At 32.9% G+C, this 25,666-nt stretch carries 37 protein-coding genes, 2 tRNA genes and 1 pseudogene; 24 read left to right on the top strand and 16 right to left on the bottom strand.

Translation table 11 applies throughout. From position 1 onward, the window contains the following. Positions 1-26: 26 nt before the first annotated feature. From ACW9W4_RS05190 to ACW9W4_RS05180, 3 genes are read left to right on the top strand one after another with little or no spacing between them, the layout of a single operon-like run. Positions 27-1,133: a succinate--CoA ligase subunit beta gene (locus tag ACW9W4_RS05190; RefSeq protein WP_457761406.1), complete on the top strand. Its 1,107-nt coding sequence runs from the start codon at positions 27-29 to the stop codon at positions 1,131-1,133. Further along, the gene (locus ACW9W4_RS05185; RefSeq protein WP_457761405.1) at positions 1,130-2,047 is read left to right on the top strand and encodes a succinate--CoA ligase subunit alpha; all 918 of its coding nucleotides are present in this window, start codon (positions 1,130-1,132) and stop codon (positions 2,045-2,047) included. Before ACW9W4_RS05190 ends, ACW9W4_RS05185 begins: the two co-directional genes overlap by 4 nt. 30 nt (positions 2,048-2,077) lie before the next feature. Further along, entirely contained in the window at positions 2,078-2,245 is a 168-nt protein-coding gene (locus ACW9W4_RS05180) for a 50S ribosomal protein L40e (protein ID WP_179362213.1), read from the top strand. Positions 2,246-2,247: 2 nt separating this feature from the next. Here the strand turns inward: ACW9W4_RS05180 and ACW9W4_RS05175 are convergent, their stop codons facing one another. Then, entirely contained in the window at positions 2,248-2,496 is a 249-nt protein-coding gene (locus tag ACW9W4_RS05175; protein ID WP_457761404.1) for a hypothetical protein, read from the bottom strand. Positions 2,497-2,590: 94 nt separating this feature from the next. On the opposite strand from ACW9W4_RS05175, the gene ACW9W4_RS05170 reads away from it, so the two are divergent. Then, a tRNA-Val gene (locus tag ACW9W4_RS05170) sits at positions 2,591-2,689 on the top strand. Positions 2,690-2,695: 6 nt separating this feature from the next. On the opposite strand, the gene ACW9W4_RS05165 is transcribed toward ACW9W4_RS05170, so the two are convergent. Next, positions 2,696-3,376 (bottom strand): zinc-ribbon domain-containing protein, encoded by a 681-nt coding sequence (locus ACW9W4_RS05165; protein WP_457761403.1) that lies wholly within the window; start codon positions 3,374-3,376, stop codon positions 2,696-2,698. A 120-nt stretch (positions 3,377-3,496) separates the two neighbouring features. Here ACW9W4_RS05165 and ACW9W4_RS05160 point away from each other — a divergent pair, with 120 nt between their 5' ends. Continuing rightward, positions 3,497-3,688 (top strand): hypothetical protein, encoded by a 192-nt coding sequence (locus ACW9W4_RS05160; protein WP_457761402.1) that lies wholly within the window; start codon positions 3,497-3,499, stop codon positions 3,686-3,688. 30 nt (positions 3,689-3,718) lie between these two features. Here ACW9W4_RS05160 and ACW9W4_RS05155 read toward each other — a convergent pair whose 3' ends face one another. Both ACW9W4_RS05155 and ACW9W4_RS05150 read right to left on the bottom strand, forming a co-directional pair. Then, complete coding sequence (locus ACW9W4_RS05155; RefSeq protein WP_457761401.1) at positions 3,719-4,330, bottom strand: TrmB family transcriptional regulator; 612 nt, start codon at positions 4,328-4,330, stop codon at positions 3,719-3,721. A gap of 17 nt (positions 4,331-4,347) precedes the next feature. Continuing rightward, positions 4,348-4,566, bottom strand: coding sequence for a helix-turn-helix domain-containing protein (locus ACW9W4_RS05150; protein ID WP_457761400.1), 219 nt, complete (start codon positions 4,564-4,566; stop codon positions 4,348-4,350). A 237-nt stretch (positions 4,567-4,803) separates the two neighbouring features. On the opposite strand from ACW9W4_RS05150, the gene ACW9W4_RS05145 reads away from it, so the two are divergent. Together ACW9W4_RS05145 and ACW9W4_RS05140 are read left to right on the top strand one after the other, a co-directional pair. Next, positions 4,804-4,935 (top strand): hypothetical protein, encoded by a 132-nt coding sequence (locus ACW9W4_RS05145; RefSeq protein WP_457761399.1) that lies wholly within the window; start codon positions 4,804-4,806, stop codon positions 4,933-4,935. Between the two features lie 51 nt (positions 4,936-4,986). Then, the gene (locus ACW9W4_RS05140; RefSeq protein ID WP_457761398.1) at positions 4,987-5,418 is read left to right on the top strand and encodes a hypothetical protein; all 432 of its coding nucleotides are present in this window, start codon (positions 4,987-4,989) and stop codon (positions 5,416-5,418) included. Here ACW9W4_RS05140 and ACW9W4_RS05135 read toward each other — a convergent pair whose 3' ends face one another. Then, a complete protein-coding gene (locus ACW9W4_RS05135; protein ID WP_457761397.1) occupies positions 5,419-5,988 on the bottom strand; it encodes an NADPH-dependent FMN reductase in 570 nt (189 codons plus the stop codon). A gap of 103 nt (positions 5,989-6,091) precedes the next feature. Between ACW9W4_RS05135 and ACW9W4_RS05130 the strand changes: the two genes are divergently transcribed. Both ACW9W4_RS05130 and ACW9W4_RS05125 read left to right on the top strand, forming a co-directional pair. Continuing rightward, positions 6,092-6,631 carry an inorganic diphosphatase gene (locus ACW9W4_RS05130; RefSeq protein WP_457761396.1) on the top strand — a complete coding sequence of 180 codons (540 nt, stop codon included), beginning with the start codon at positions 6,092-6,094 and terminating at the stop codon, positions 6,629-6,631. A 1-nt stretch (position 6,632) separates the two neighbouring features. Next, positions 6,633-6,896 carry a UBP-type zinc finger domain-containing protein gene (locus tag ACW9W4_RS05125; RefSeq protein WP_457761395.1) on the top strand — a complete coding sequence of 88 codons (264 nt, stop codon included), beginning with the start codon at positions 6,633-6,635 and terminating at the stop codon, positions 6,894-6,896. A gap of 36 nt (positions 6,897-6,932) precedes the next feature. Here ACW9W4_RS05125 and ACW9W4_RS05120 read toward each other — a convergent pair whose 3' ends face one another. Together ACW9W4_RS05120 and ACW9W4_RS05115 are read right to left on the bottom strand one after the other, a co-directional pair. After that, entirely contained in the window at positions 6,933-7,493 is a 561-nt protein-coding gene (locus ACW9W4_RS05120; RefSeq protein ID WP_179362228.1) for a TATA-box-binding protein, read from the bottom strand. 4 nt (positions 7,494-7,497) lie between these two features. Next, positions 7,498-8,430: a transcription initiation factor IIB gene (locus tag ACW9W4_RS05115; RefSeq protein ID WP_179362229.1), complete on the bottom strand. Its 933-nt coding sequence runs from the start codon at positions 8,428-8,430 to the stop codon at positions 7,498-7,500. Positions 8,431-8,636: 206 nt separating this feature from the next. On the opposite strand from ACW9W4_RS05115, the gene ACW9W4_RS05110 reads away from it, so the two are divergent. The 3 genes from ACW9W4_RS05110 to ACW9W4_RS05100 all read left to right on the top strand — a co-directional run bounded on the left by ACW9W4_RS05110 (position 8,637) and on the right by ACW9W4_RS05100 (position 12,384). Further along, a complete protein-coding gene (locus ACW9W4_RS05110) occupies positions 8,637-10,409 on the top strand; it encodes a M3 family oligoendopeptidase (RefSeq protein ID WP_457761394.1) in 1,773 nt (590 codons plus the stop codon). A 236-nt stretch (positions 10,410-10,645) separates the two neighbouring features. Then, positions 10,646-10,954: a hypothetical protein gene (locus tag ACW9W4_RS05105; RefSeq protein WP_457761393.1), complete on the top strand. Its 309-nt coding sequence runs from the start codon at positions 10,646-10,648 to the stop codon at positions 10,952-10,954. 281 nt (positions 10,955-11,235) lie between these two features. Beyond that, a complete protein-coding gene (locus ACW9W4_RS05100) occupies positions 11,236-12,384 on the top strand; it encodes a hypothetical protein (protein WP_457761392.1) in 1,149 nt (382 codons plus the stop codon). On the opposite strand, the gene ACW9W4_RS05095 is transcribed toward ACW9W4_RS05100, so the two are convergent. Both ACW9W4_RS05095 and ACW9W4_RS05090 read right to left on the bottom strand, forming a co-directional pair. Beyond that, on the bottom strand, positions 12,385-12,936 hold the full coding sequence (locus tag ACW9W4_RS05095; RefSeq protein WP_457761391.1) for a pyruvoyl-dependent arginine decarboxylase: 552 nt from the start codon (positions 12,934-12,936) through the stop codon (positions 12,385-12,387). 84 nt (positions 12,937-13,020) lie between these two features. Continuing rightward, positions 13,021-13,251, bottom strand: coding sequence for a hypothetical protein (locus ACW9W4_RS05090; RefSeq protein WP_179362234.1), 231 nt, complete (start codon positions 13,249-13,251; stop codon positions 13,021-13,023). Between the two features lie 123 nt (positions 13,252-13,374). On the opposite strand from ACW9W4_RS05090, the gene ACW9W4_RS05085 reads away from it, so the two are divergent. The 4 genes from ACW9W4_RS05085 to ACW9W4_RS05070 all read left to right on the top strand — a co-directional run bounded on the left by ACW9W4_RS05085 (position 13,375) and on the right by ACW9W4_RS05070 (position 16,034). After that, positions 13,375-13,448: transfer RNA gene (locus ACW9W4_RS05085), tRNA-Thr, on the top strand. Between the two features lie 73 nt (positions 13,449-13,521). Then, positions 13,522-14,328, top strand: coding sequence for a DsbA family protein (locus ACW9W4_RS05080; protein WP_457761390.1), 807 nt, complete (start codon positions 13,522-13,524; stop codon positions 14,326-14,328). A 102-nt stretch (positions 14,329-14,430) separates the two neighbouring features. After that, the gene (locus ACW9W4_RS05075; RefSeq protein ID WP_457761389.1) at positions 14,431-15,750 is read left to right on the top strand and encodes a DEAD/DEAH box helicase; all 1,320 of its coding nucleotides are present in this window, start codon (positions 14,431-14,433) and stop codon (positions 15,748-15,750) included. Positions 15,751-15,800: 50 nt separating this feature from the next. Beyond that, the gene (locus ACW9W4_RS05070; RefSeq protein WP_457761388.1) at positions 15,801-16,034 is read left to right on the top strand and encodes an Lrp/AsnC ligand binding domain-containing protein; all 234 of its coding nucleotides are present in this window, start codon (positions 15,801-15,803) and stop codon (positions 16,032-16,034) included. A 251-nt stretch (positions 16,035-16,285) separates the two neighbouring features. Here ACW9W4_RS05070 and ACW9W4_RS05065 read toward each other — a convergent pair whose 3' ends face one another. Together ACW9W4_RS05065 and ACW9W4_RS05060 are read right to left on the bottom strand one after the other, a co-directional pair. After that, entirely contained in the window at positions 16,286-16,819 is a 534-nt protein-coding gene (locus tag ACW9W4_RS05065) for an Lrp/AsnC ligand binding domain-containing protein (RefSeq protein WP_457761387.1), read from the bottom strand. 2 nt (positions 16,820-16,821) lie between these two features. Then, positions 16,822-16,995 carry a hypothetical protein gene (locus ACW9W4_RS05060; protein ID WP_457761386.1) on the bottom strand — a complete coding sequence of 58 codons (174 nt, stop codon included), beginning with the start codon at positions 16,993-16,995 and terminating at the stop codon, positions 16,822-16,824. A gap of 100 nt (positions 16,996-17,095) precedes the next feature. On the opposite strand from ACW9W4_RS05060, the gene ACW9W4_RS05055 reads away from it, so the two are divergent. Further along, complete coding sequence (locus ACW9W4_RS05055) at positions 17,096-17,410, top strand: winged helix-turn-helix domain-containing protein (RefSeq protein ID WP_457761385.1); 315 nt, start codon at positions 17,096-17,098, stop codon at positions 17,408-17,410. Here ACW9W4_RS05055 and ACW9W4_RS05050 read toward each other — a convergent pair whose 3' ends face one another. Then, on the bottom strand, positions 17,411-17,746 hold the full coding sequence (locus tag ACW9W4_RS05050; RefSeq protein ID WP_457761459.1) for a hypothetical protein: 336 nt from the start codon (positions 17,744-17,746) through the stop codon (positions 17,411-17,413). A 318-nt stretch (positions 17,747-18,064) separates the two neighbouring features. Here ACW9W4_RS05050 and ACW9W4_RS05045 point away from each other — a divergent pair, with 318 nt between their 5' ends. The 3 genes and pseudogenes from ACW9W4_RS05045 to ACW9W4_RS05035 all read left to right on the top strand — a co-directional run bounded on the left by ACW9W4_RS05045 (position 18,065) and on the right by ACW9W4_RS05035 (position 19,319). Beyond that, entirely contained in the window at positions 18,065-18,265 is a 201-nt protein-coding gene (locus ACW9W4_RS05045; RefSeq protein WP_457761384.1) for a hypothetical protein, read from the top strand. 214 nt (positions 18,266-18,479) lie between these two features. Beyond that, on the top strand, positions 18,480-18,641 hold the full coding sequence (locus ACW9W4_RS05040) for a DUF1059 domain-containing protein (protein WP_457761383.1): 162 nt from the start codon (positions 18,480-18,482) through the stop codon (positions 18,639-18,641). 22 nt (positions 18,642-18,663) lie between these two features. After that, positions 18,664-19,319 (top strand): annotated as a pseudogene (locus tag ACW9W4_RS05035) (EMC3/TMCO1 family protein). Positions 19,320-19,744: 425 nt separating this feature from the next. Here the strand turns inward: ACW9W4_RS05035 and ACW9W4_RS05030 are convergent. Beyond that, a complete protein-coding gene (locus tag ACW9W4_RS05030; RefSeq protein ID WP_457761382.1) occupies positions 19,745-19,900 on the bottom strand; it encodes a hypothetical protein in 156 nt (51 codons plus the stop codon). 468 nt (positions 19,901-20,368) lie between these two features. Next, the gene (locus ACW9W4_RS05025; protein WP_457761381.1) at positions 20,369-20,713 is read right to left on the bottom strand and encodes a hypothetical protein; all 345 of its coding nucleotides are present in this window, start codon (positions 20,711-20,713) and stop codon (positions 20,369-20,371) included. 111 nt (positions 20,714-20,824) lie between these two features. Between ACW9W4_RS05025 and ACW9W4_RS05020 the strand changes: the two genes are divergently transcribed. After that, positions 20,825-22,102: a multicopper oxidase domain-containing protein gene (locus tag ACW9W4_RS05020; protein ID WP_457761380.1), complete on the top strand. Its 1,278-nt coding sequence runs from the start codon at positions 20,825-20,827 to the stop codon at positions 22,100-22,102. Positions 22,103-22,202: 100 nt separating this feature from the next. Here the strand turns inward: ACW9W4_RS05020 and ACW9W4_RS05015 are convergent, their stop codons facing one another. Further along, entirely contained in the window at positions 22,203-23,408 is a 1,206-nt protein-coding gene (locus tag ACW9W4_RS05015; RefSeq protein ID WP_457761379.1) for a cation:proton antiporter, read from the bottom strand. A gap of 234 nt (positions 23,409-23,642) precedes the next feature. On the opposite strand from ACW9W4_RS05015, the gene ACW9W4_RS05010 reads away from it, so the two are divergent. Both ACW9W4_RS05010 and ACW9W4_RS05005 read left to right on the top strand, forming a co-directional pair. Further along, positions 23,643-23,933 carry a hypothetical protein gene (locus ACW9W4_RS05010; protein ID WP_457761378.1) on the top strand — a complete coding sequence of 97 codons (291 nt, stop codon included), beginning with the start codon at positions 23,643-23,645 and terminating at the stop codon, positions 23,931-23,933. Next, a complete protein-coding gene (locus ACW9W4_RS05005) occupies positions 23,930-24,619 on the top strand; it encodes a hypothetical protein (RefSeq protein ID WP_457761377.1) in 690 nt (229 codons plus the stop codon). Before ACW9W4_RS05010 ends, ACW9W4_RS05005 begins: the two co-directional genes overlap by 4 nt. Positions 24,620-24,630: 11 nt before the next feature. On the opposite strand, the gene ACW9W4_RS05000 is transcribed toward ACW9W4_RS05005, so the two are convergent. Continuing rightward, on the bottom strand, positions 24,631-25,089 hold the full coding sequence (locus ACW9W4_RS05000; protein ID WP_457761376.1) for a hypothetical protein: 459 nt from the start codon (positions 25,087-25,089) through the stop codon (positions 24,631-24,633). Between the two features lie 75 nt (positions 25,090-25,164). Here ACW9W4_RS05000 and ACW9W4_RS04995 point away from each other — a divergent pair, with 75 nt between their 5' ends. Beyond that, positions 25,165-25,506 carry a hypothetical protein gene (locus tag ACW9W4_RS04995; RefSeq protein ID WP_457761375.1) on the top strand — a complete coding sequence of 114 codons (342 nt, stop codon included), beginning with the start codon at positions 25,165-25,167 and terminating at the stop codon, positions 25,504-25,506. Positions 25,507-25,666 lie beyond the last annotated feature (160 nt).

Raw genomic sequence — 25,666 nt, 5'->3', positions numbered from 1 at the left:
AAGACCGTAAATTTCATAATTTCTGCATGCAATTACTTGAATTTCAAGCCAAGGAATTATTTCGAGAATATGGAATTAACTTACTTGAGAGCATCTCATCAACTAACATAGAAGAGGGACGTAAACATGCAAAAGAATTAGGATATCCATTTGTAATTAAAATTCAGGTGCCTGTTGGAGGCAGAGGAAAAGCAGGTGGAATTCAAAAATGCCAAAACGATGATGAATTTGAGCTAAAATATCCACAAGTTATGGACTTGACGATTAAAGGAGAGAAAGCAAGAGCAATTCTACTTGAAAAGATGGCAGATATTAAAAAAGAATTATACCTTTCAATATTTTTGAATCGTTCAAAAAGATGCTACACCATTATCGCATCAGCTGAAGGCGGTGTAGAAATTGAATCAGTCAAAAATCAAATTATCAAAGAGGTAGGATTAGGAGACGTCTCAGATGAATTAGCAAGACAAGTTGCAAAAGAAATGGGACTAGAAGGAATCACAGCAGAGCAATTTGTTGACACTTTAAAAAAATTATCAAAATTAACAATTGAAAAAGAAGCAGAACTTGTTGAGATAAACCCATTGGCAATAATGCAAGATGATTCAATCATGGCACTAGATGGGAAATTTGTAACAGATGACAATAGTAATTTTAGACATCCAGAATTACAAAAATACCAAGAAAAAACAGCAATAGAAGAACAAGCTGAAAAGAGCGGATTTTCCCTAGTTGAACTTGATGGAGACATTGCAGTAGTTGGCAATGGTGCAGGACTTGTAATGTCAACATTAGACATGTTATCAGATAACGGTGGAAAGCCCGCATGTTTCCTCGATGTCGGTGGCGGTGCAACAACAGAATCAGTGTATGAAGCATTAACATTAATCAGTCAATTGCCAAGAGTAAAGGGAATTCTTGTAAACCTCTATGGAGGAATTGTAAAAACTACAGTTGTGGCTGAAGCATTTCTTAAAGCATATGAAAATAATCTAATTGATTTACCAGTATTTTCAAGACTAAAGGGAACAGAATCAGAAAAAGCAAAAGAAATGCTACAAGGTTCTAGAACCAACATATTTGATTCAGTAGAAGAAGCAATTAACGCAGCAGTAATGGGGATAAAGAAATGATAGATATTTTTGAATTATTAAAAGGAAAACCAGGAGATTCAGATTATGAAAATAAAGAAGTCATAGTTCAAGGAATTACTGGATCATATGGTTCACTACATGCAGGAAAAATGCTAGAGTATGGAACTAACATAACAGCAGGAGTTACACCAGGTAAAGGAGGACAAACATGGAATGAGAGTATACCAATCTACAACACCATGCAGGAAGCAGTAGATGCAACTGATGCAAAAATTTCAATAATCTTTGTTCCAGCAAAATTCTTCCTTGCAGCAGCTAAAGATGCATTAAATGCTGGAATCAAATTACTAGTTGCAATTCCAGAACACGTTCCAATTAGAGATACTATGGAGGCATTAGATTTAGCAAACAAAAAAGGTGCAACAATCATCGGACCAAACACTCCGGGAATAATGATTCCAGAATTAATCAAGATTGGAATCATGCCACCAATGCCATTTAAGGCAGGAAAAATTGCAGTATTATCAAAAAGTGGAACATTACTTTATGAAATTTCAGATGCCCTCACAAATTCAGGATTCGGTCAATCGATTACTATTGGAATTGGGGGGGACCCAGTTAATGGAACAAGATTAATTGATGCATTTGAAATGGTAAAAGACATTCCAGATATGGAAGGATTGGTAATAGTTGGAGAAATTGGGGGGGACTCTGAAGAAATGTTAGCTCAAAGAATTATCGATTGTGGATTTAACAAACCAACAGTGGCATACATTGCAGGAAGGGCAGCACCTAAAGAAAAGAGAATGGGGCATGCCGGAGCAATTGTAATGGGAAATTATGGATCAGCTGAATCCAAAGTATCAATGTTTAACAAAGCAAACATTCCTGTTGCAAAAAGACCTGCAGAAGTACCAGTGTTACTAGCAGGAAAGATGGAAAAATCCGATTAGAATAAAAGAGAGAGATAAAGGAGAAAATTAATGCCTATTACAGATCCAGAAAAGAAACGAATTGCACAACAAGCACGTCTTGTAATGAGAATTTGCTTCAAATGTGGAGCTAGAAACGATATAGGCGCTACACGATGTAGAAAATGTAGAAATCCATACTTGAGATTAAAGAATAGAAATCTCGGGGTTAAGAAATAGAATCAAGAAATCATTAATCTTTGTCTATAGTCTACAATTACAGATTTTAATTCACCATTGTATTGCTTTACAAATGATTTTGCAGCCTCAGGATTCTCCAATTCCTCAAATGTCAACTGTAGATCCTCAGGGAGTTGATCATTCATTTGATACAAAACTCTAGCAGCCTCTACATATTGTCCTAAATTATCAGCATATTCAAAGGCCAACTTCATCCTATCAATTAAGGCATCAAACTCTTGCAGAGACATGAAAATTATTTTCAAAAATAGTAAAAAAGATCAAGGTAATTGTAACATAATCACATAGCAAAGACAAAAAAACTCCTAATTGAGCAATTTAGTTGGACCGGTCGTCTAGTTTGGTTTGGATGACGCACTCACACTGCGTAAGGAAAACACTTTCCCGCAAAGGTCGTGGGTTCAAATCCCATTCGGTCCACCATTTCACCTATTCCAAAATACAAGAATTAGATTTAGAATCAAAGACAGTGCCAGGGCCACATTTTGAATCAAACCCAGAGGAATCAGATGTTTTTACAATACCAACTCTACATGCATTTGTTTCAGGATCAAGAACAGTGCCAGGGCCACATTTTGAATCAAATTCACCATAGAAAATATCTTCATCCTCAACTACAGGGCTAGAAATTGTATTAGGTGATGAATCAAATGCACTATCAAAATATCCTTGAGAATAACCAGCACCCAGTATTATCAATATCAAAACAGGAATTCCCACAATAATTGGAATTTTTAGCGGAACAGATTTTGAGAAACTGCCAAAAGATTTTGATTCAGGAATTGGTTGAGGGTTTGCACCTACTTCAAAAATAGAAGATCCACAAATCATACAAAAGTTAGCACTCAACGGACCTTGTTTTCCACATTTCCAACAATGAATTGTTTCTTTATTTTCAGGTTCATTTTCAAAAACAATCTCATCAGTTTGTACATCAGAAGTATGTTTAACAAGATATTTTTCTCGTAAATTTTTGAGATAATTTTCATCAGTAATCCAGATTTTTTTATTTTGAATGAAAGTCTGTTTAATATGCTCTAATCTATAAGGGTCACCAACATCCAACTTCAATAAAGCATTGACGTCATCTACAATATCTCTGGAATCCATATGCTATGGTTTACAAACACATGTCATTAAATACTAACTGAAAAATTGTCCAAAATGACAAAATTCTATTCTAGTATAATCCAGTAGTAATCATTAAAATCTAAAAGACAAACTGAGTCTGTGGACATATACCAAAGGAAAATTCAAGTTGAATCAGCCAAAGAAGTACTATTAGAGACAATTCTAAAAAATAAAGAAAATCTAGATGCAAACATGATAGCCAAAGCCATCAAAGATTTTGTGAAAAATCATGAAAAATACAATATGGAGAAAAAAGAATGCCTAGACTTGATTTCAGAAACAAGAAATTAACAAAATAAAGAATTATTCAAACAAGGATTACTAGTACAGAGTTTCGCCTTTTTCCCAAGACAAATCAAAGAGAGAAATCATCATATCTACTAGTGTTTCAGAATCAGACCACCAAGCAAAAGTCTGTCTTGTTGGATGTGTTGCATTTCGCATGAATATCAAGACTTCTTTTTTGTCATTAATTATGAAACATTTGTTTTCAGAATTAGATGGAAGTGCTTTAATTTTTGAGGATTCCATCTCAGACAAAAAATCAGGAGTTTTATTTACAGGTGAAGCAACTATCTTAAGATCAGTTGGAACATTTTCAATCCAATCAAATACATCAGCATGATACATTCGAAGTAAATCTGAAACGCTACCATAAATTCTGAAATCTTCAAGACTATTACTTACCATTTCTTTTATTTTGTTAATTATAGGACCAGTACCATGCAACAATTGCATTTTTTCAGATTTTGATTCATCTGTCTCTACAGCAAAGAAAGGTATTTCCTTCCACATTTGAGAAAGAGATTCTTCTTTATCAGCTAAAACATCGATTCTCTCTTGTTCTTGCTTTACTAATGTAGAAACAGCTTCTTTCATATCCATTGCAGTGTACTTTGTTGGATGAGATAATTCTGCAACAACTAATCCCAAATTTTGTAATGAGTTAACTAAATGAACGTTTCAGTTCTAGGTAATTGTAACGCTTTGGCAATTTCAGATGCAGTTTTGGAACCATATTTGCCAAGATAGATGAAAACTTTTGCTTGGCTTTTTGTAAGACCAAAATTAATTAATTCATTTCTTATTTTTTCAAGAGTCAGTTTATGCTTATACATGGCAGTATCGGATTCATCATCAAATAGATTGATCTGTGATTCAGTAGTCATTTGTAAGCAATTATTGTTACACTTTCATCAATATAACAATACTGTCACATGTTTTTCAGACAGATGATGTCCTTTCCAGCCTAAGGGAAATCACCAAAATAGGCAAAATGTAACATGCATTTATGACAAAAAGAGAGGTAAAATCAGCCATATAATGTGAGCCTAGAGTAGAAGATATTCAAAAATCAGATTTCCCCAATACTCTGATTAAAATTAGATTAAAATGAAGAGAGAAGCATGAAGGCAAGATTTAATGGAAAATGTGTAGAGTGTGGAGACACTATCAAAACAGGTAAAGAGATTTTAAAAAATTCTAAAGATCAGTGGGTTCACAAAGCATGTTGTGATATCGAGGAAGAGTTACCATAATTAAATTGCGAATGAATTAGTAACAAATTTTTTAAATGAGTTTGAAAAACCATGAATGAAATGAATGTAAAAACCAGCATCTTGTTAATTGCATCAATTATGACAGTGTTTGGAGTAATGACAATCCCAGGAGATATTTCGGCTGAGACCAATCAAATTACAGTAACTCCAATAAATGAAAAAGTGAGTTTAGAAAAAACAACAACAACAATGAATGTACCACAGGATAATCAACTCCCATGGGGAACGGTTAGAGGAGATGCATCAGATGTTGCTGAAAGATATCCAGTAATTATTCAATTTTACAAAGGAGAAGATCCAGTTCACTTTGCACAAGTAGATGCTAAAGGGGATGGCTCTTATGAATACAAATTCAGAGTTAGAAACTTAGATTCCAATTCAGGAGAATTTGTAAATATCTTTGAAGGGGATTATATTGTAAAAATTTACAAAGTAATCCCAAATTCTAATGATTTAATATAATCAATAAGGTGTTCCAGATTCTCTCTGCTTAGATAGCGCAGACATGTACCATTCAAATTCTTTTAAGAATCTAGAAAATCTTCTTTCGTAATTTTTGTCTAATAATTTTCCATCGGCATCAAATACCTCATGAACTTTAGAAATTGGAAGTTGTGATGAAATTGCAAGAGTTCCCATCTCGGCCAATATTTGACGGAGGTGGTTTCCAGCCATAATGCCTCCAAATACACCCACAGAATATGAAATAATTGCAGAAGGTTTGAAAAAATATTCTTCAAGAAAATAATCTAATGTGTTTTTCAATGCTGATGAAACACTATGATTATACTCAGGTGTAATTGGAACATACCCATCTGCTTCTTTAAGGATTTTTTGCAGTTTTTGTAATTTTTCAGGAGGAGAGTCCATCTCTTTGTACATCTTGTCAAGGATTGGTAAATCCAACTCTAGAGGATCTACAAGTGATACATGATGGCCAGTCTCTTCTAGTTTTGATACAACCCATTTGGCTACTTTAATTCCATGTCTTTCAGATCTAACAGAACCTACAATGACTACAATTTTTGCCATGAAAAATCCACAATAAAACAAGATAAAAGATTTTTACTAAATTCAAATCTGCAGAATATTTCATAGAATTCATATACTGAATATCTAAATGAAGAGCTAGAAAATGAGTAAGAATTTTTGGCACGACATAGAATCAGGTAGTGATATTCCTGAAATTATCAATGCCATAGTAGAGATTCCTAAAGGATCTATGAACAAGTACGAATATGATAAAAAACATAACATGATAAAATTAGACAGAGTATTATTTTCACCATTTCACTACCCAGGAGATTATGGATTAATCCCTCAGACATTATCTGATGATGGAGATCCACTTGATGCACTTGTACTAGTTACAAACCCAACATATCCAGGCATATTGATTGAAGCAAGACCAATTGGATTACTTCAAATGAAAGATGATGGAAAACTAGATGACAAAATTATTTGTGTTGCAACAAATGACCCACGTTATCTACACACTGCAGATATTACAGATATTGAAGACCATTATCGCTCAGAGATTGCACATTTTTTCCAAGTTTACAAAGACTTGGAAGGGAAAAAAGTAGAGATTTTAGGATGGAAATCATCTAAAGAAGCTAAAATTGTAATCATAGAATCAATAAAGAGATACAAAGATACTTTGAAAAAATACTAGTATGACAAAAGAATGCGAACATTTCACTCAAGAAAGAAATGTATCTCAAAATACAAAAAATTGTCAAGAGTGTGAAAAAGAGCATCTACCAATAGTTGCACTTAGAATGTGTTTAACGTGTGGACATGTTGGTTGCTGTGATTCATCAATGGGCAAACATGCAACTAAACACTTTGAAGAAACAGGACATCCTGTAATGCAAGCAGTTCCAGACAATATTTGGAAATGGTGCTACATTCATGAAGAATATTATCATCCAGAATAATCTGAGGAATTAGATTAGAAATTATTTTTTACGATTTTAATCGTAAACCATTAATTCTTTTTCTTCAAGTAATGCATGGATTTGGTTAACAGAGCGATGTACATCTTTTTCAAGTTTTGCTCCAACACAGACTAGTTTACCTGATGCAAAAATTAGAATTACAGTTTTTGGATCAAGCATTCTGTGAATTAATCCAGGGAATTGTTCTGGCTCATACATACTTCTAGGAAGAGTTCTTGCAGCTTGCTCCAAGTTTACTTTACCACCAAGATTAATTGAAGATACAATATTTTGAATTGAAACTATAGGATCATTTTTAATTTTGATTTTGCCTTTTCGTAAGATTTTCACAACTTCAAAAACAGCAGTTTCTGCCAATTCTTGAGATTTAGCACCTGTACATACCATCTTTCCTGAGCCAAAGAGCAATGTAGCAGTCTTTGGGCTTTTTAGTCTGAATACTGCACCTGGGAATTGTTCAGGATGGTATTCAACTGCTGGGAATTTTTTAGTGATATCAACAAGGTCTAATTTTTGTTCAATTGTTGCAGAGGCTACAACATTCACAATTGCAATAATAGGTTTAGTTTGAGTCATTATTTTATTTTCCTCCCATCGTATCCATATTTTGGTCTAATCTTAAGCCTTTGTATCTATTTCTAATTGTTACTTCAGTGACATTTGCAGCTTCTGCAATATCTCGTTGAGTTTTATCCTCACCGTTTTTTACACAAGACAAGTAAAGTGCTGCAGCTGCTAATCCCATAGGATCTTTTCCTGCAGATTCTTCATGTGCTTGTGCATCTTTGAGTACTTTAACTGCAAATCGTTTTGTCTTTTCTGTAATTCCAATAGAGCTTGCAATTCTTGCAACACATTGTACTGGATCAACTACAGGCATTTTTAGTTCCAACTCTTGATGTAAAATTCTATAACATCTCGAAATATCTTTTTTCTTAATGTTACCTGCATCTGAAACGTCTTTTAGTGTTCTTGGAGTTTCAGTATCTCTACATGCAGCATATAGAGATGCAGCAATTAATGCAGAGATAGAACGACCTTTTACAAGTCCTTTCTCTAATGCTTTTCTGTAAATGTATGATGCCTTTTCAATAACGGCATCAGATAATGAAAGTTTGTCTTTTAATGTAGATAATTCACTTAATGCTTGTCTAAGATTTTTGTCAGATGATGCATTTACTTTACTTCGACTATCCCAAGTTCGTAGTCTTTCAATTGTACTCTTCATTGTTGAAGTAAGTGGTTTTCCAGAAGAATCTTTATTCATAGGACTGATAATAGTTGCAAGACCTCTATCATGCATTGCCAAAGATGTAGGAGCGCCAGTTCTTGTTGGATCTGCTCCGCCTTCTTTTGAAAAAGATCTCCATTCAGGTCCAGAATCTTGCAATGTCTCAGTTATTACATAACCACATTTTCCACAAAATCTTTCTCCTGTAACATTATCAGTTAACATGGAATTTTTCCCACATCGACCACAGGTCGAATCTGCATTGACAATTTCTAAAACCATAAAGATTACTCCTTTTGTGCTATTCATTTCCTATATAAACGACTTATTTACTGAGTTTTTGAGAGACAGATCGAGCCTAGTTTTTAGGAACAAATCTTTAAAAAAATTGAATTTTATCAAAATTTCTCAAGAAATTCTAAAAATATGAGGACCCAAAGTCTGATTCATATATTCATTTTTTAATAGTCACAAAACAGCAAACTCAGATGTCATCATACCAGTTAGGCAAATGGGATCTAACAGAACTAGTGAAAAATCCAAAAAGTCCTGCATTTCAAAAACAAATTAAAGAATTAGAAAAACAGGCAGAAAAATTTGAAAAGATCAAATCAAAATTAGATCCTAAAATGTCATCTAAACAATTTATGAATATCATTCATCAAGTCGAAGAGATTTCAGAAAACATGAGTAGGATTGGAGGTTATGCATCACTATCATATTCTTCTGACACACAATCAGATGAAGCAACATCATTAATGACCAAAATGTCAAAACTAGGGTCTGAAATATCAAACAAGATTTTATTTTTTGACTTATGGTGGAAAACACAAGTTGATGAAAAAAATGCCAAAAGACTCATGAAAGATACAGGAGAAATTAAAGAATATCTTTCACATAAAAGATTATTTGCAAAATATGCACTAAGTGAACCTGAAGAACGCATCATAAACACATTAGATGTAACAGGAATATCAGCACTTGTAAAACTGTATGACAAAATTACAAATTCTTTTGAATATAAAATGAAAGTTGGAAACAAAGTAAAAACAATGACAAGAGAAGAACTTACAAACTATGTTCGAAGTACAAATCCAAAAATTAGAGAAACAGCTTACAAAACAATTCTTTCAAAATATTCACAAAATAAAGGAGTGGTAGGAGAAATTTACCAAAATATTGTTCAAAATTGGAAAGATGAGGGAATTGAGATTAGAGGATACAAATCTCCAATATCAATGAGGAATATCGGAAATGATGTAGATGATAAAACTATAGACTCGTTACTTTCAGTTTGTAAAAAAAATTCACCAGTGTTTCAGAAATTCTTTGTTCAAAAAGCAAAGATGCTAAAAATGAAAAAACTACGTAGGTATGATTTGTATGCCCCAGCAGCTGCCAACATCAAAGAAAAAAACTATTCTTATGATAAATCTGTAAAATTAGTTTTTGAGTCACTGGGTAAATTTAGCAGTACATTAGAAGAACATGCACGTAAAGTATTCAATGAAAACCATATTGATTCAGGTATAAGACCTGGAAAAAGAGATGGGGCATTTTGTAGCACTCTAACTCCCAAAATCACACCATTCGTATTGGTAAATTTCACAGGCAAATCAAGAGATGTGTTTACTTTGGCTCATGAATTAGGTCATGCAGTACATAGTCAAGCTGCACAAGATAGATCTATTCTTGTTCAAGATGCACCTCTTCCTCTAGCTGAGACGGCATCAACTTTTTCAGAATTGCTCCTATACGATAACCTATCAAACAAAATTTCAGATGATGAGAAAAAGGCAATGTTATCAGAGAAAATTGATGATTTGTATGCAACAATACTAAGGCAATCATTTTTCACAATCTTTGAAGTTGACGCACATAAACAAATTGGAGAAGGTACCACAATAGATGAAATTTCAAAAACATATTTGAAAAATCTCAAAGTTCAATTTGGGAATTCAGTTAGTTTGTCAGATGACTTTGCAATAGAATGGAGTTGTATTCCTCATTTTTACCATACTCCATTTTACTGCTATGCATATTCATTTGGGAATTTGCTTGCATTATCATTATTCCAGAGATACAAAAAAGAAGGTAAAGACTTTGTTCCAGCATACATCAATATTCTTGCAGCTGGAGGTTCTAAAAAACCAGAAAAACTTCTTTCAGAACATGGATTTGATATCACTAGTCCAAAATTCTGGCAAGAAGGATTTGATTATGTAAAAAAGCAAGTAAGAACACTCTCATCTTTGAATTAAATTTTAGAATAAATGGGGCCGACAGTCCAACGCATGGACTGCCGGCTTGTTCCCCGAACGGTTTGAATTCGATGTCAATTCAAACACAAAGACAATCAGATTTAAACCTTTGAAATTATTTTAGGTCCAATTTTTTAGGTTTTATCTTTCTAATAGAGCCCGCAAGAATTCCTATGGTGATTCCTAACTGATACAGAAAATATAATAAAACTTCAAAAGTGCTAGGAGTAAGATCAGTGAAACGACTTACAGCAGTCAATATCAACAAAAGTGCACTGAAAAAGAAAACAAACCCTTTGGATATACCAGATAGATTTGTAAATTTCAATACAACAAAACTCATCACAGTTACAGAAATTGCCAGTACAGTCAAAAATCCAGTATTCATCCCAAAAATCAAAAAAAGAGTAGATGCAAACTCTGCAGGAGAATTTGCAGATAAATTTGACAGACTTACTTTATCAGGGGAGGCAAATCTTGGAACACTCAGAATTGCATTTATTAAAAATAAAACAAACATAGTGACGGATACAGTTTTAACATGATTTTGCAGACGAGGGAATCTCACCAATATTGCCCTACCAAGAATTATTCCCTGAAACAGTCCAATTCCAAACGCACTCAAAACTGCAATTAATTGAATTACGGGATTAAGAAAAAGATCCACAAGGACTGAAATTAATGCCATACTATCCAAATAATTGGATTGATGGGAATATTAGTTACTAGATTACCCATGTTAAAAAAACGGAAAAATCAGATGACAGATAAAAAAATGGCCTAAAGATGAGTAAATTTAATAATTTCACATATAGAAACACAACCGATGCAGAAAAAGATAATTTTCTTGGCAATTATTGCAATGACAGGGATTTCAACAAATTATGCATATTCTCAAGAAATGAATCTCGCAACATTTCAAGAAACGGCACAAATAATCATAGATGAAAGAATATCACAAAATGTGACAGCGTCAATCACATTACAGAGTACCAGCATTCAAGAAATTAAAATTCCATCAGAGTTGGAGCAAAGAATTAGAGAAAATGGAAACATTTCAGCAGTTGTAATAACAAATCAAGATAAATGTGTTTTAGGTGTTGCGGGTGAGTCATGTATTTTAATTAACGTTAAAAGAAATCCAGAAGATACAAACTTTTTGAAAATTCAAAATTCTACATTAAAAATATCAAATCAATTCATTGATGAAATAAATGAAATTTTTGATACAAAAGCAAAACTACATTCTACATTTATTCAACCTAGTGATGAAACAAATACAGCACTAGAGACATCAGGAGTGATTTCAGGTAAAGGAACTATTTCAGCAGTATACACCATGCCTATGGAAGACACATATTCAATGTATGAGAAAATATCAGCAGTTCTAATTCCAAAGATAATTAGAGATTCTGGAGGATTTTATGATTCAGCAAAGAATCTCTCAACAGAAGAAAATGCAAAGATGACATTTTCCATAATACCATTAGACAGCAAATCATTACTTCAATTAAGAATATCAACATCATATTCAGGGTTAGCACCAAGTATAGATAAAATCAGTCCATTAGAATTTTTAAAAACAGATGAACTAAAAAGATCAAAATATTTCTCCACAGGATTTTATCCTCTAAATTCAATCATCCAAGTGGTGGTGTTATCTTCTGAAAATACCAAAGTTTCAGATGTTAGAGGAGATATAATTCCAACTCAAATCATAGATAATGAGAAAATTCCAACAGACATTACAAAAAAAGGATGGATTTTTGATCCTGAAGAAGGAGAAAGGATTCAAGGGAAATTCATTTTTGGTAAAGAGACATCCGTATACAGTGATGAATTGAAATTTTCATTAGGAGGAGAAAATCTCAAAGCACAAAAACAAGAATTTGATGAATCAATTTTAGTTGTAATTATAATTACAATAGTTGCAATAGCAGCCGCATTGTTTTATCTTAAAGGATATAAAAAATAGTTATAGTAAAAGAACTGCTGCTGCAAAAACAGTCGTCCACTTTCCATCTTTGTCACCTTTTGTAGTTTGAGTAATGTTATGAGTTTTGTAAATTTCACCAGAAATTAACCATTGTTGTCTCTTTTCATTCCATGCTTTATCAGCATCAAAAGGAATTCCTAAAGAAGAAGCAAGCATTTGTGCTGCAATATCTTCAGCATAATCACCTGCTTGAATTTCATTTTGTCCAAAAGATTCGTATTCAGAAAGATATCCATATCTATCCTTATCCTTTGGCTGAGCAAGACCCACAGATGCTGCACATACTCTTTGTGGTTCATTTGTTTGATTTTTAGAATATATTGTAAATAGAATTTGGCCAGGTGAAATTTTCTTCAGCCCTTCTTTTCTTGAAATTAATTTTGCCTTAGGAGGGAAAATACTTGAAATTAATACAAGGTTAGTTCCAGCAATACCTGCATCTCTTAGGGCATATTCAAAACTAGTTAGTCTATCTTCATGAACTCCTTTACCTTTTGTAAGAAACAAATTTTTTGCAACTAGATCTAGCATTTCTGAATTCATGATAGAGAGTTATTATTTATACTTTAATTGAACTAAAATCTTTGAAATAATTCTAAAAATTGTTGAAAAGGTCTAATCAGTTTTTCTTTTCTTCTTTCGTTTATCAGGATCTTTTCGAGTCTGAGTCAGATAGATAAATGTGAAAAATGCACCCAATCCAATATTTATCACACCCATGAAAGTGATCATCATCTTAAATGAAGGAGGAGTAAAACCAGATAATCCTATAATTATACCAAGTATACCAGTTGTGAAAAACATAATCATCAAAAATTTAACTCTAGTAGGTTCGATGTACCTCATAACATGTGTCAAAATATGGCATTATTATAAACTGACGGTGAATTTGATGGTTTTAGAATAAAATCATTTTCAAATTAACCACAGGTAACACTTTAAACCTTCAAAAAATTCATCCTACTTCGTGCCAATGTAGCTCAGCCTGGTAGAGCAATTGATTTGTAATCAATAGGTCATGGGTTCAGATCCCGTCATTGGCTTTTCATTTCTATATCACATCAAATCAAAGATTTGGCAATACGATTAAGTATACTAGATTTGGATTTAATTAAAATGAGTTTAGATGATTCAGAAATAAATCAAAATAATAATGAAAAAATTTCTGTGAAAAAATCTACGTTTAATGGATTACTATTAGGAATAATAATCCTAGTAGGAGTTTCAGCATTCTTTGCAGGGTCATACACATCAAATCTAAATTCAAACCAGATTTCAACAGAAGATCTTGATGAAGCCATGGCAAAACTAGAGCTAAAACTATTACAAAACCAATTACCTACTAAACAAGTAGCAGAACCAGTAAAGATTTCAATAGACAATGATCCAATTATAGGAAATCCTGATGCTCCAATTACTATTGTAGAGTTTTCAGACTTTCAGTGTCCATTTTGTGCAAGATTCCACATTCAAACATTACCATTACTAATGGAAGAATATATCGAACAAGGTAAGGTAAAATTAGTTTTTAGAGATTTCCCAATTCAAAGCATACATCCAAATGCATTACCTGCATCAGTTGCAGCTGAATGTGCAAATGATCAAAACAAGTTTAGAAAAATGCACGATACATTATTTGAAAATCAAAATAACTGGAATAATCTAGAAACTATTGATGCATTATCATTATTCAGTCAATATGCATCAGACATACAATTAGATCAAGAATTATTTGATTTGTGTCTTAATAGTGGAAAACATATTCCAGAAATTCAAAACGATCTTAATGATGGAAGAGATTATGGAGTTTCAGGAACGCCTGGATTCTTTGTAGGAAATGATCAAATTGGATTTGTTGAATTAAAAGGAGCACAACCATTTGAGAGTTTCAAAAAAGTAATTGATGCTCAACTAAATTCATAAAAAAATAACAAGCGTTTATTAGACCACAATCGGCATCAAGCATCAGAATAATGACGAGTGGGCAATGAGCTTTTTCGTCATTGCCAAAGAGAAAAAAATAAAATGACAAAATTTAAAGATCTAGGATTAAGCGACGATGTGCTGAAAGGAATTACTGATCAAGGTTTCGAAGATGCATTTCCAATTCAAGAAGCAGTAATCCCAGTTTTACTTTCAGGAAGAGATGTTGTAGGACAAGCACATACAGGTTCAGGAAAAACTGCAGCATTTGCATTATCAATGTTAGAAAAAATTCAACCTAAACAAGGAATTCAAGGTTTGATCATGGCACCAACAAGAGAATTAGCCATGCAAATCAGTGAAGAAATCAAAAAATTTGGAAAACATACAGGGATTAGAATTGCAACTGTCTATGGAGGTCAAGGGATGGGAATTCAATTAGATGCACTTCATAGAGGTGTTGAAATTGTTGTTGCCACTCCAGGTAGACTAATTGATCATCTCAAAAGAGGATCAATTGAACTACGAGATATTTCTCACATTGTTCTTGATGAAGCAGACACAATGTTAGATATGGGATTTGTTGATGATATTTCATTCATTTTAGATTTAGCTCCTGAAGATAGAGTCATGTCATTGTTTTCAGCAACAATGCCAACTGAGATTTTAAGATTATCAGAGGAATATCTGAACAATCCAAAACAATTCTTACTGGATGCAGATGATCTTAGCGGAGAAGGAATAGACCAATCATATTTAGTAATTAAAGACCGTGACAAATTCAAATATCTAATCGATTTCATTAAACCAGTTAAAGGACAAATCATCGTATTCTGTTCAACAAAATATAGAACCAGAGATGTTGCAAAATTCCTTCATCAAGAAAAATACAATGCAGTAGCTATTGAAGGAGATATGTCACAGCATAGAAGAGAGCAATCTATGGGTAAATTTAGAAGTGGTAAAGCCGACATTCTTGTTGCAACAGATGTAGCTTCAAGAGGAATTGACGTTCCCAGAGTAGAATTAGTAGTAAATTATGATGTACCAAATCAAGAGATGGCATATTTTCACAGAATTGGAAGAACCGCAAGAGCTGGTGCAAAAGGAAGAGCAATCACATTTGTATCATATTCATCAGTAGGAGATTGGAATCTAGTGAAACGTCAAATCAAAGTTCCAATTACAGATTTAAATCAAGAAATGGGAATTCAAATTTCAATTCCAGACCCACTAAAAAGACAAACTCCATCAAGAAGGTATGGAGGACAATCAAGATCTAATTATTCTAGAGGCGGACGTTCTGGTGGATATGGGGGTTCTAGAGGAGGAGGAAATCCAAGAGATGATCGAAGCAGTAGAAGAAGAAGTGGCGATAAGGATGGAAACAAAAATAGCTACGGCGGACGTAGTAGATGGTAATACTGTAAAACTTAAAGACCAGAACTACATAATTATTTTAAGATAAACCAATGCACAAAGGATTCATTTTATTAAATTGTGACTTAGGAGCAGAAGAATACATCGTAGATGAATTAAAACAAATGCAAGACATTAGCAATGCATATCTTACTTTTGGTGCATATGATGTGATTGCTGAAATTCAAACGGGTAATCAGGATGAATTTGAAAAGGTAATTGCGACTATTAGAAAACTCTCCAGAGTAGTTAGTACAATGACACTAAACGTCATTGTTCCCGAATAATTGATCTAAGCTAGATTGTCAGTTATTCTTTTGTAAAAACTATCAATCCCAAACATCCCCTAAAACGGTTCAAGCCTTTTTGGGTTCAGATCTAGAATAATAATTCCCTTTGACGGCCTAAATTTTCATCTAACAATAAGCAACTAATACTAAATTTAGATTTACAATAAGACGATTCCGAAAATCTGTACAAGTATTGCTGCAATTGCAAATATCGTAATTTTTACTCCTAATCCCATAACATTTACTTCCTAATTGTCTGAATCTTGTTCGTTAATGATGTTTAATGTCATGCTGGATTCAATATTAGGTAATTTTCGTATGGCTTTGGTTGTAATGTTTTCTAATGCCTTGTTGTCTGTTGTCTCTATTTTACAAATAACATCATAGAATCCAAAAACTACATCTGCTTCTTTTACCTCTGGTATGTGACTAAGATTTTTCAATGTAGAATATTCTTCACCTCTATTACAGTGAATTACCACATATGCCTGAGCAAGATTTTGTCCCAACATCATTCCAATTAATTTTTCAGATGTTTTAAAAAATTCTTCAGATTCAGAACGAGTTAGGGTCATAGTAGAACGAATTTTTGGCATTTTACGAATAACTTCAGTAATGATTTCCCTAATTTTTTCTTCGTTTTCTAATTCTATTTGTGCCACAATATCATACATTCCAAGTGTACCGTGAACTTCTCTTATTCCCTCAATTTTTTCAAGAGTTGCAATAATCTCTTTTTCTGAACCTAAATCACAATTCATTAGGACATGTGCTTTTGCCATTTTCAGTGATTTTGTTTTTCACGTTTTGGCTTTGAATGTGCTTTAATCATATGTCTTTCTGTTCTTTGAGGATCTGCAAATTTCAGTCCACAAATTTTACATTTATTTGTAAAAACAGTACCTTTTTTGAAGATATTTTTTATTCCGATTTTCCCAAATGAAAAATTAGATTCCATGTACCTAAAGTCAATTATTCATTATAAGGCGTTGCTTAACATTGTTAATTGTGACAGATTTCCCTAATAGTTAAAGTAGCAAATATGGGTAATTCAATCATTGGCTGTTTCAAAAAAATATCGTGAACGGATTTACATAATAAAAGATATTATTTTGACTCTATCTGAGTACGGTCAACTCAATCAAACTGCATTGTTTAGTTTTTGTGGATTAAACATTACAAAACATAAACAAATTTTGGATAATCTTGAATTAAATGAAATGATACAGAGAGTAGAAATTGTGGATGGAAAAAGAACTATCACAATCTTCAAGGTAACTCATAAGGGAATGAATTTTTGTAATGAAATTATAGAGCCTTTTGAAAAACTATTCCCAAGAAGTGGTAGATCTAATGTGGAAAGTCTTGAATAATTACTCTTCATCTAGATTATATTTTGAGGAAATATCCTTATCCAAATCCTCTCGCTTCTTCAAATAATTACAATATCTCTTGTTCCAAGAACTAAGAGACCTGAACTGTTGTATGCCTGCAACCAACCAAATCCCTGAAGTAACTAGCACTACAGTTAGTAAAAATGTCAAAAGTAGTGCGAATTCCCCTTCACTCTCTACTAGTCTAAGAAAATTAGGGTGTGTGAATAGATAGGCTGAAATTCCTATTGCTAAAGGGGCTAAAATGAGAGCTGAAAAGGAAACTCCCAACATTAATCCTTTGAGATGTTGAATTTTGTCAATAAAAAGATCCATAGAACTTAGAATGTTATTTCTATTATCAGACAAATTCGCTTGTCTCCAAATAATCAAAATTCATTTTTTTCATACTATCTAGGCAAATTGAAGTTAAAGTACTATTAAAATTTCTCTTGAATATCACTGTATGATTTGTTCTACTATAGTATTTAGCAAATACTTAACATTGTTAATTTAGTTTTATTACAAATTCCATATTACTTAGTTTATGAAAAAACAAGAAGATTCTGAAGAAGAAAATCTTGCTGATAAAAAAAATAATGATTGGTGGAGATTAGAAAAGTTTCAGATTGGAAGGAGTAGATTTCCATAGAAATGACTTTTTGTTGCAAGGGCATATGTGATACCTTAGAAATTGATATCGTTTCTACTGCTTTACGTTATGAATTAGGACATAAGAGATGTACAATGTGCTCAGTTTTTGTTCAAACCTCAAGTCTTGGATGTCCTTGCTGTGGTGCACGTCTTAGAACTAAATCAAGAAATAGACGATCTAGAAAAAAAGCCTTCCATTAACATTGTTAAGCATATTCTAAATATCTTAAAATCAAATCAATTTCAATGCAGAGGCAACTCACTCCAGAGAGGAAATTTAGGATTATGAATTATGATAGGTTCATTTGCACCTAAGACACAGTAATTTCCTACTGCTTCTGCATTATTTTTTGTATTGTGAGAGTTAACATTGTTAACTGAAGTATATTACTTGCAAATTTAGAAAAAATTGTAATTGGTAAAACTAAAGTGCAATGACTATGGGTTTGACTGTGATTTTGTAGTAGAAGGAGAAGTAGAGAAGGTACTTGAGAACTTTGGGAAACACACTGATGAAGAACATGGGATAGATTATTCCAAAGAATCCCTAATGCAATTTATTCTGAGAAAATCATAAACCAACATGGAATGAGCACTGTATGATTGATTTCCTAGGTTATAATTTCATCTTGTTCTTTCTTGATAATGTATTTCTTCAAGGGGATGATGGAGGAATTTTTTCATTTATGAGTCAAAATAGGCAGGCATTAGGAAGTGATGACCCTATTGTAAAGGGAGCAATTCTAACATTATTTGGTGTAACTGGATTTGGAATTATTCTAAATATTTTTAATTCTATGGTTAGAAAGAAAATAGTTGATCAAGATAAGCTGCAACGAATTATGAAAGAGACAAAGGGATGGCAAAAAGAAAGAATGTCTGCAATGAGAGCAAAAGACCAAGCAAAGATTGCCGAGTTAGGTAAAAAATCATCTTACATGAACAAAATGTCCATGGAGATGATGCAGATGAATATGAGACCTATGATGATTACATTTGTACCTTTAATTTTGATATTTTATCTTGTATTGCCACAATTATTCTCTTACACTGTGGCATTTTCTCCAATTTCTCTAAATGTAATTCTGGAGATCTCTTTCAACTCACTTGTACTGCAGAACAAGCATTAGATGTAGAACATATTTGCTTTGGTAAAGAAAATGCCCTATACCTTTGGGCTTGGTATTTCTTATCTTCCATATCTTTTAGTGGAATAATAATGAAATTAACAAAGACTTCAATGAATTTGTCTTAGCGAGAACATTGTTGAATGAGCAAGCAGAAATATTTCCAAAGATGAACTGTTCTCGCCACAATTATTTTGAAACTCAAGTATTTAGATAATAATTAACAATGTTAAGTGAATACTAAATATCAAAATGATTGTATAGTTTGTAATGTAGAAGTCAATGTAGCCAACGAAACATATTCCTAGAATTGATATGCCTCTTGCTATTTCCTAGGATTCATCCTATTCCATACAAACTGTCATTTTTGGCTTCTACATTATACTATATTTTAAAAATATTATTTTTGAATGAATTTTCTATCATTCATAATAAATCTCAGTCTTCTAATTCATTTGAACATTCAGTAGAACATACATCGTCACACCAATGCTCAAAATTTTTACCACAAACAATACACTTTCTCATGTTATCGAACCCTCATTTCCACACATTATCCATCATTCCTAAATGACCATTTTGTTTCACCATAATTTTTTACAAATTCTTTAGGGGATTCTTTATTGTGACTATTTCTAATATGTGACATGTATGTCTCAAGTGACACAAAAACTTGTGAACACAAGGGACAAATTTTAGTGAATCCCATGAGTATTTTTAGAAAATATTCCTTTTAGTGATTCCTTAACATTGTTAATCATTGCATGCTCATGAAAATATCTTTTCAAGTAAAAATTAGGACAATATTATCTGACTAATCTTTGTTTTTATAATTTGAAATTTGTGCCTATCTGCGTCTATTTTCATCCCCAATTTGGTAGCTGAATCTCCGTGATGTGGAATCTAAATCATTTACTTTTTCTCTTTCCACGAAGCTGTATCCTGCAACAGGGACATTGTACACCATCATATTCTAGATATGTCTCACAGCAAGTACATCTCTTGATTCCTTGGTTGTATCTTTGACTTTCAGATCTGTATCTTTCACAAATTCCTCTACAGGCCATTTCTCGTGATATCAAGTTTCTGACATTTTGAACATGATTGTTTTTGTCTAGTCATTGCGTAAATGCTGAAAATTCCTCCACATAGTACACAAATTTTCATAGATGTTAGACTAGTCATTTTTCATCAGTCTATTTTTTGTAAATGCAATTTTTGGTTCAAGCTTTGTAATGCTAACTTCAATATCTTTGATTTTGCTCTGATAATATCTGGTAACATGACCATTTTCAGCAAAATCTAAATTTTCATGAATTAATGAGCATTCTTTTAATGACTCTATTCTTTTGTAGACTGAACTTAGAGGAATTTTTTGTTCCTTTGAAATTTCTTGAATAGATTTAGGGGATTTCATAGTTGCAAATAAAATATGCCTTGATTCTAAATTTGTAAGTTCATTTAAAATTTTATTTGATATGTTATATTTTTCTGCAAGCAATGCTTTTGTTTTTTTTACCAACAAAAAATGATGAAACATCATTCATTTAAGAAATCTAGTTATTCTTAGAAATTAGAATAACTCCAAAGAATGTACCTACAGTTTAAAAGAAATTTTTCTTTCGTTGGTACAATGACTAAATCAAGAACTTCTCTTATGCTAATCACATTATCTGTGACACTTGTAGCATCTTTGTCCTTTGGTTTACTTCAGGAAAGTCAAGCCGCTATTGGACAAGGAGTAGCATTACCTGCAATCGGATCTGACAAAGTTTGTGGAGATAGATTGTGTTCTGAACCTATATCTAGTTCTTCTTCCCCAAAAGAGGCTTCAGTTCAAACTACATCTCAAACTAGTGAATGTAAAAGCAATGAAGGTAAAACACGCACCTATTACATTGCAGCAGACGAAGTAGAATGGGATTATGCTCCTTTGGGACTAAACCAAATGAAGGGCCAAGAGTTTAATGAAGATGAAAATGTATTTGTTGAAAATTCTTCAGATAGAATTGGAAGTACCTACATCAAGGCATTATATCGTGAGTATACTGATGACACATTTTCAAAACTTAAACCAAGAACCTCCGAATGGGAACATCTAGGAACACTTGGACCAATGATTCATGCTGAAGTATGTGATACAATCAAAGTTGTATTCAAAAATAATTCTGTTGAACTAGATTATTCTATTCATCCACATGGAGTCTTTTATGATAAAGATTCAGAAGGTGCTGAATACAATGATGGAACTTCTGTAAGTAAAAAATCTGATGGAATAGTTGTTCCAGGTCAAACTCATACCTATGAGTGGGATGTACCAGAACGTGCAGGTCCAGGACCAAATGATCCTAGTTCAATAATTTGGATGTATCATTCACATGTTAACTCGCCAATGGATACCAATTCAGGACTTGTCGGTCCAATGGTAGTAACAGCTAAAGGAATGGCTGATTCAAATGGTAGACCGATGGATGTAGACCGAGAAATGGTAAGTCTCTTTACAGTTTCTGATGAAAATTCTAGTAACTATCTTTGTGATAATCTAGAAACATTCACTGATGAAACTTGTGATAATGAGGAATTAGTTGGAGATGATGATTTTGCTGAAAGTAATCTCATGCATGGTATTAACGGATATGTCTATGGCAATTTGCCAGGACAAACTTTGAACAAAGGCGAACATGTACGTTGGTATCTAATTGGTATGGGGACTGAAGTAGATTTGCACACACCACACTGGCATGGAAACACTGTCTTGTGGAATGGAATGAGAGTTGATGTAATGGAGTTAATGCCCGCCAGTCTAAAGACTGTTGACTTTATTCCAGACAATGTAGGAACATGGATGTTCCACTGTCACGTCAATGATCATATCTCTGCAGGAATGATGTCACTTTTCAAAGTGATCTAATCCTTTTTTATTTTATTTTTACGCCTAACCGCGTCCATTTCTATCCCCAATTTGGTTAGGTGAATCCCCATGGATTCAATATCAAAATCTGTTTGTAAAGTCAAGATTTGAATGCGTTTCTTAGTAGTATTGGTGTAATGAAAATTGTTGCTAAAATCACAAATATTATTGTAGAATAAATTTCATCTGAAAGAATTTGAAAAGTCAATCCAATTCCTGCAACGATAAAAGCTACTTCTCCTCTAGCAACCATTCCACATCCAATTAGAAAACCACTTTTTTTGTTTTTTAACAAAATAGATGCAGGAATTCCACACCCCAGAACTTTGGAAAACACTGCTACACTCAAAATCACTGCAAACAAAACCCAGTTGATTGAAGAGATTTGTGAAATGTCTACATGTGCACCAATTACTGTAAAAAACAATGGAGCCACAATTACTCTTAGCCTTCCTTCAAATTCACGTACTTGCGTCGCTAGTTTGGATCCTGCAAGCCCCATACCTGCAGCAAATGCTCCTACAATTGGATTCAATCCTACACTTGCAGCGATTGCAGCCCATCCAAATGCAGAACCCAAGGCAACACCTTGTCTAGTGCCTCTAGAGTCTAACGTAGTAGGATGTGTTTTTGACATTCCATATACAATTTTTGGTAAAAGATAAACTGCTCCAAGTAACAATAAAAACCAAAATACAATCTGAGTGATTGTTGTTATTGCCACTGATTCTATTGTTGGAATTGTTTGCAATGTAACTAAAGAAACAACTGCTGAAAGAATTGCTAGGCCTAAAACATCATCTAAAACTGCTGCATTAATCAAAATATTGCCTTCTTTAGTTTTTTCTTTATCTAATTCTTCTAAAATTATGGCAGAGATTGCAATGCTTGTTGCACTAAGTGTTGCCCCAATAATTACTGCAACAGTCCAATCAAATCCCATCCATAGTACAACAAAGTATCCAGTAACAAGAGGTATGATAACTCCAAATGTTCCAATTATTGCTGCTTTAGGACCTGCCTTGATTAAATCATGAAATGTAAAGTGCAATCCTGCTGAAAATAAAATTATAATTCCTGAAATTTGCCAAAGTGCCATCATTACTTCATTTAATTCTACAATTGGTCTATCGAAAATTGGAATTAATCCTCCTAATGCAGTTGGACCTAAAACAATTCCAGCAAATACAAATCCAATAATTTCTGGAATTTTAAAGTGACTGCACAGTTTTCCTAAAAGTAATGCAGGAATAACTAAAAACAAAATACCTATGATTGTAGGAATTACATCAAATTCTGATACCATTTGTTGGATTTTTGATTTATTCTAATAAAACCCTAGTATCTAATTTGCAACAATGAAACTATTGACGCCTATCTGCGTCCATTTCTATCCTCAAAATAGTAGTTGAATCCCCGTGGATTTGAACCAAAAATACCGCCAAAACAAATTTAGGGTTTTTGAGAGTTTGTATAAAATTCAAAATCAAAACCTATTGGCGCATAATTGTTATATGAGTAAATTTAGGATTGTTTCAAATTGCAAAAAATTAATTATGAAGGAAAAGTTTGGGTACTAAATTACAATAACCCAGAGCCATTATTAGATCACGCCATTCACATGCTTGAAAGACATGGGGTGAAACGTGAAGATATGGAGATTACAGAGACCCCAATAGTTACAGTAGGCTCAATCGTAGTAGAAATTTGGCCATATGAGTTAGTTATCGGAAGAGTCAGAACTACACGAAATGACTCTTTTATCAGCGGTACTGAATTTACAATCGAATTAAAGTTAGACGAAGAAGGAAATTACATAGATTATCTTTGAAAAAAAATAAAATTCAGAATATCATTATTACTGCCATAGGGATTATCATTATTGCTGGAATTATTACATATAATTATTCAGCAGAACAAACTAAACAGAAAGGATTTCAATTTGGAAATGAGCTTGCTCAAATTCAACAAGAAGTTACAGAATTGCAGACAAAATTTTATTCTGAAAAAACACAGTGGGATGAAGGAGATATTACAAAAGAAGAACTGCTAGAATACTATGATGAGCATGTAGAAAAATTTAAAAATATTATTTCTAAATATGATAACTTGTCCACCCCCGAGTTGTTTGAAAGTTCAGTAGAATTGTTCAAGATATCATCGGAAACTCAATTAAAAAGCGATATTGAATACATCAAATGGATTAAAACTGGAGACGAATCATCCAAAGTAAGATCAGATACTCAAATTCAAGAAGCATATGAGTATGAAAATCTAGGACTAGTTGAATTTCAATTAGCTAAAGCAGGAATAATAGAATTTGATGAATCAGACAAGTTTTCACCTCCAGACAAAGTACTAAAACAAAAAGTAATTCAAATCTCAGAGAATATGAAAAACAAATGTGACTTGGAATTCAAAAACGAAATGGATGAATTTGATTCAAATGAGATTGAAGTAGAGTGGTTCAATTGTGTTAATGAGGCCGAAAAGTGGAAAAAAGATCATTTACCTTAGATTTACACATGTTACAGCAAATCATATTTTTGTAAATTATCCATGGTATCAGAAAGTTCTTCAAGTATGGCCTTGTTTTCAAGAGGTGTAGGTTTTGAGAATTTCTTCTGAAACGCTATAGTAAGCATGTCTTGGTCTGTATGAGAGATTCTTACAGAATGCCAATCATAATTCATTTTAGACAAAAATAATTTCCATTTTTGTAAATGCTCATTGACACGATTTACTTGAGATTCCACATTAATTATCGTAGTATCTAAATCAGTGTCAAATAATCGAAATTTGACAAGAGGTACCATAATTATACCTCCTAAAATTTTATCATGATTTTCTAACATGGAAGCAATGATTTCTTCAGAATTTGCTTTTGGAAATATATCTCCATAATCAGGATCAAAATATCCCGCAATGAGTTTTTTAGAATCATATATTCTAAAATAACCTTCATTGGATTCTAATTTCCACAACATCTTGCAAAGAGTTGATGAATAAATAAACGATTAATCAAAGACAATTAAATAAACTAGGAAATAAAGAAAATAGCGATGGCAATTTCTAAAGAAAATAAAGATTTCATAGATAGTTTAATTGATTATTACATTAGTGAATCAGAGTCGTATAAACAGATAGCAGAGAATTTTATTCCCGAGATAGAATCAATTCCAGACACAGCATTTGGAATCATTACAGGATGTGTGTATTCTGGGTTTTTACAAGCATATCAGAATCAACAAGAAACTCCCAGCTTAGAGGACATGAAGGAATTCAATCAAATCATAAAAGATAGAGCAGCACAAATCAAAAAATCCATCATTGACCCGCCAAAGGTAGAATCAGCATCTAATGAAGTAAAAATCATGCCTGAAGATACAGATTCTGAAGAGTAATCATAATGAAAAAGAATGCCCATTTGGGCATTCTTTATGACTCCTGTTGGACTGGTTGTACTATCGCAGATGTATGAATACCATTATTATGCGATATTGAACATTAGTAAATTTCTATTAAAACACTTACGTAGAAATCATCAGTGAGTAGATGTTTTTA

It is taken from the genome of Candidatus Nitrosopumilus sp. bin_7KS, from assembly GCF_054095835.1.
Note: the sequence above shows the minus strand (reverse complement) of the source record. Positions and strands in the feature narration are given on the sequence as shown.

Excerpts from the sequence above, each read along its gene's own strand:
- ACW9W4_RS05050 (WP_457761459.1), bottom strand. The coding sequence starts at position 17,746 with ATGGATCTTTTTATTGACAAAATTCAACATCTCAAAGGATTAATGTTG.
- ACW9W4_RS05065 (WP_457761387.1), bottom strand. The coding sequence starts at position 16,819 with ATGGCAAAAGCACATGTCCTAATGAATTGTGATTTAGGTTCAGAAAAA.
- ACW9W4_RS05180 (WP_179362213.1), top strand. The coding sequence starts at position 2,078 with ATGCCTATTACAGATCCAGAAAAGAAACGAATTGCACAACAAGCACGT.
- ACW9W4_RS05125 (WP_457761395.1), top strand. The coding sequence starts at position 6,633 with ATGACAAAAGAATGCGAACATTTCACTCAAGAAAGAAATGTATCTCAA.
- ACW9W4_RS05135 (WP_457761397.1), bottom strand. The coding sequence starts at position 5,988 with ATGGCAAAAATTGTAGTCATTGTAGGTTCTGTTAGATCTGAAAGACAT.
- ACW9W4_RS05120 (WP_179362228.1), bottom strand. The coding sequence starts at position 7,493 with ATGACTCAAACTAAACCTATTATTGCAATTGTGAATGTTGTAGCCTCT.
- ACW9W4_RS05090 (WP_179362234.1), bottom strand. The coding sequence starts at position 13,251 with ATGAGGTACATCGAACCTACTAGAGTTAAATTTTTGATGATTATGTTT.
- ACW9W4_RS05165 (WP_457761403.1), bottom strand. The coding sequence starts at position 3,376 with ATGGATTCCAGAGATATTGTAGATGACGTCAATGCTTTATTGAAGTTG.
- ACW9W4_RS05020 (WP_457761380.1), top strand. The coding sequence starts at position 20,825 with ATGACTAAATCAAGAACTTCTCTTATGCTAATCACATTATCTGTGACA.
- ACW9W4_RS05130 (WP_457761396.1), top strand. The coding sequence starts at position 6,092 with ATGAGTAAGAATTTTTGGCACGACATAGAATCAGGTAGTGATATTCCT.
- ACW9W4_RS05150 (WP_457761400.1), bottom strand. The coding sequence starts at position 4,566 with ATGACTACTGAATCACAGATCAATCTATTTGATGATGAATCCGATACT.
- ACW9W4_RS05140 (WP_457761398.1), top strand. The coding sequence starts at position 4,987 with ATGAATGAAATGAATGTAAAAACCAGCATCTTGTTAATTGCATCAATT.
- ACW9W4_RS05000 (WP_457761376.1), bottom strand. The coding sequence starts at position 25,089 with ATGTTGTGGAAATTAGAATCCAATGAAGGTTATTTTAGAATATATGAT.
- ACW9W4_RS05145 (WP_457761399.1), top strand. The coding sequence starts at position 4,804 with ATGAAGGCAAGATTTAATGGAAAATGTGTAGAGTGTGGAGACACTATC.
- ACW9W4_RS05045 (WP_457761384.1), top strand. The coding sequence starts at position 18,065 with ATGACTTTTTGTTGCAAGGGCATATGTGATACCTTAGAAATTGATATC.
- ACW9W4_RS05080 (WP_457761390.1), top strand. The coding sequence starts at position 13,522 with ATGAGTTTAGATGATTCAGAAATAAATCAAAATAATAATGAAAAAATT.
- ACW9W4_RS05175 (WP_457761404.1), bottom strand. The coding sequence starts at position 2,496 with ATGTCTCTGCAAGAGTTTGATGCCTTAATTGATAGGATGAAGTTGGCC.
- ACW9W4_RS05190 (WP_457761406.1), top strand. The coding sequence starts at position 27 with ATGCAATTACTTGAATTTCAAGCCAAGGAATTATTTCGAGAATATGGA.
- ACW9W4_RS05115 (WP_179362229.1), bottom strand. The coding sequence starts at position 8,430 with ATGGTTTTAGAAATTGTCAATGCAGATTCGACCTGTGGTCGATGTGGG.
- ACW9W4_RS05100 (WP_457761392.1), top strand. The coding sequence starts at position 11,236 with ATGCAGAAAAAGATAATTTTCTTGGCAATTATTGCAATGACAGGGATT.
- ACW9W4_RS05095 (WP_457761391.1), bottom strand. The coding sequence starts at position 12,936 with ATGCTAGATCTAGTTGCAAAAAATTTGTTTCTTACAAAAGGTAAAGGA.
- ACW9W4_RS05015 (WP_457761379.1), bottom strand. The coding sequence starts at position 23,408 with ATGGTATCAGAATTTGATGTAATTCCTACAATCATAGGTATTTTGTTT.
- ACW9W4_RS04995 (WP_457761375.1), top strand. The coding sequence starts at position 25,165 with ATGGCAATTTCTAAAGAAAATAAAGATTTCATAGATAGTTTAATTGAT.
- ACW9W4_RS05185 (WP_457761405.1), top strand. The coding sequence starts at position 1,130 with ATGATAGATATTTTTGAATTATTAAAAGGAAAACCAGGAGATTCAGAT.
- ACW9W4_RS05070 (WP_457761388.1), top strand. The coding sequence starts at position 15,801 with ATGCACAAAGGATTCATTTTATTAAATTGTGACTTAGGAGCAGAAGAA.
- ACW9W4_RS05075 (WP_457761389.1), top strand. The coding sequence starts at position 14,431 with ATGACAAAATTTAAAGATCTAGGATTAAGCGACGATGTGCTGAAAGGA.
- ACW9W4_RS05110 (WP_457761394.1), top strand. The coding sequence starts at position 8,637 with ATGTCATCATACCAGTTAGGCAAATGGGATCTAACAGAACTAGTGAAA.
- ACW9W4_RS05060 (WP_457761386.1), bottom strand. The coding sequence starts at position 16,995 with ATGGAATCTAATTTTTCATTTGGGAAAATCGGAATAAAAAATATCTTC.
- ACW9W4_RS05030 (WP_457761382.1), bottom strand. The coding sequence starts at position 19,900 with ATGGGATTCACTAAAATTTGTCCCTTGTGTTCACAAGTTTTTGTGTCA.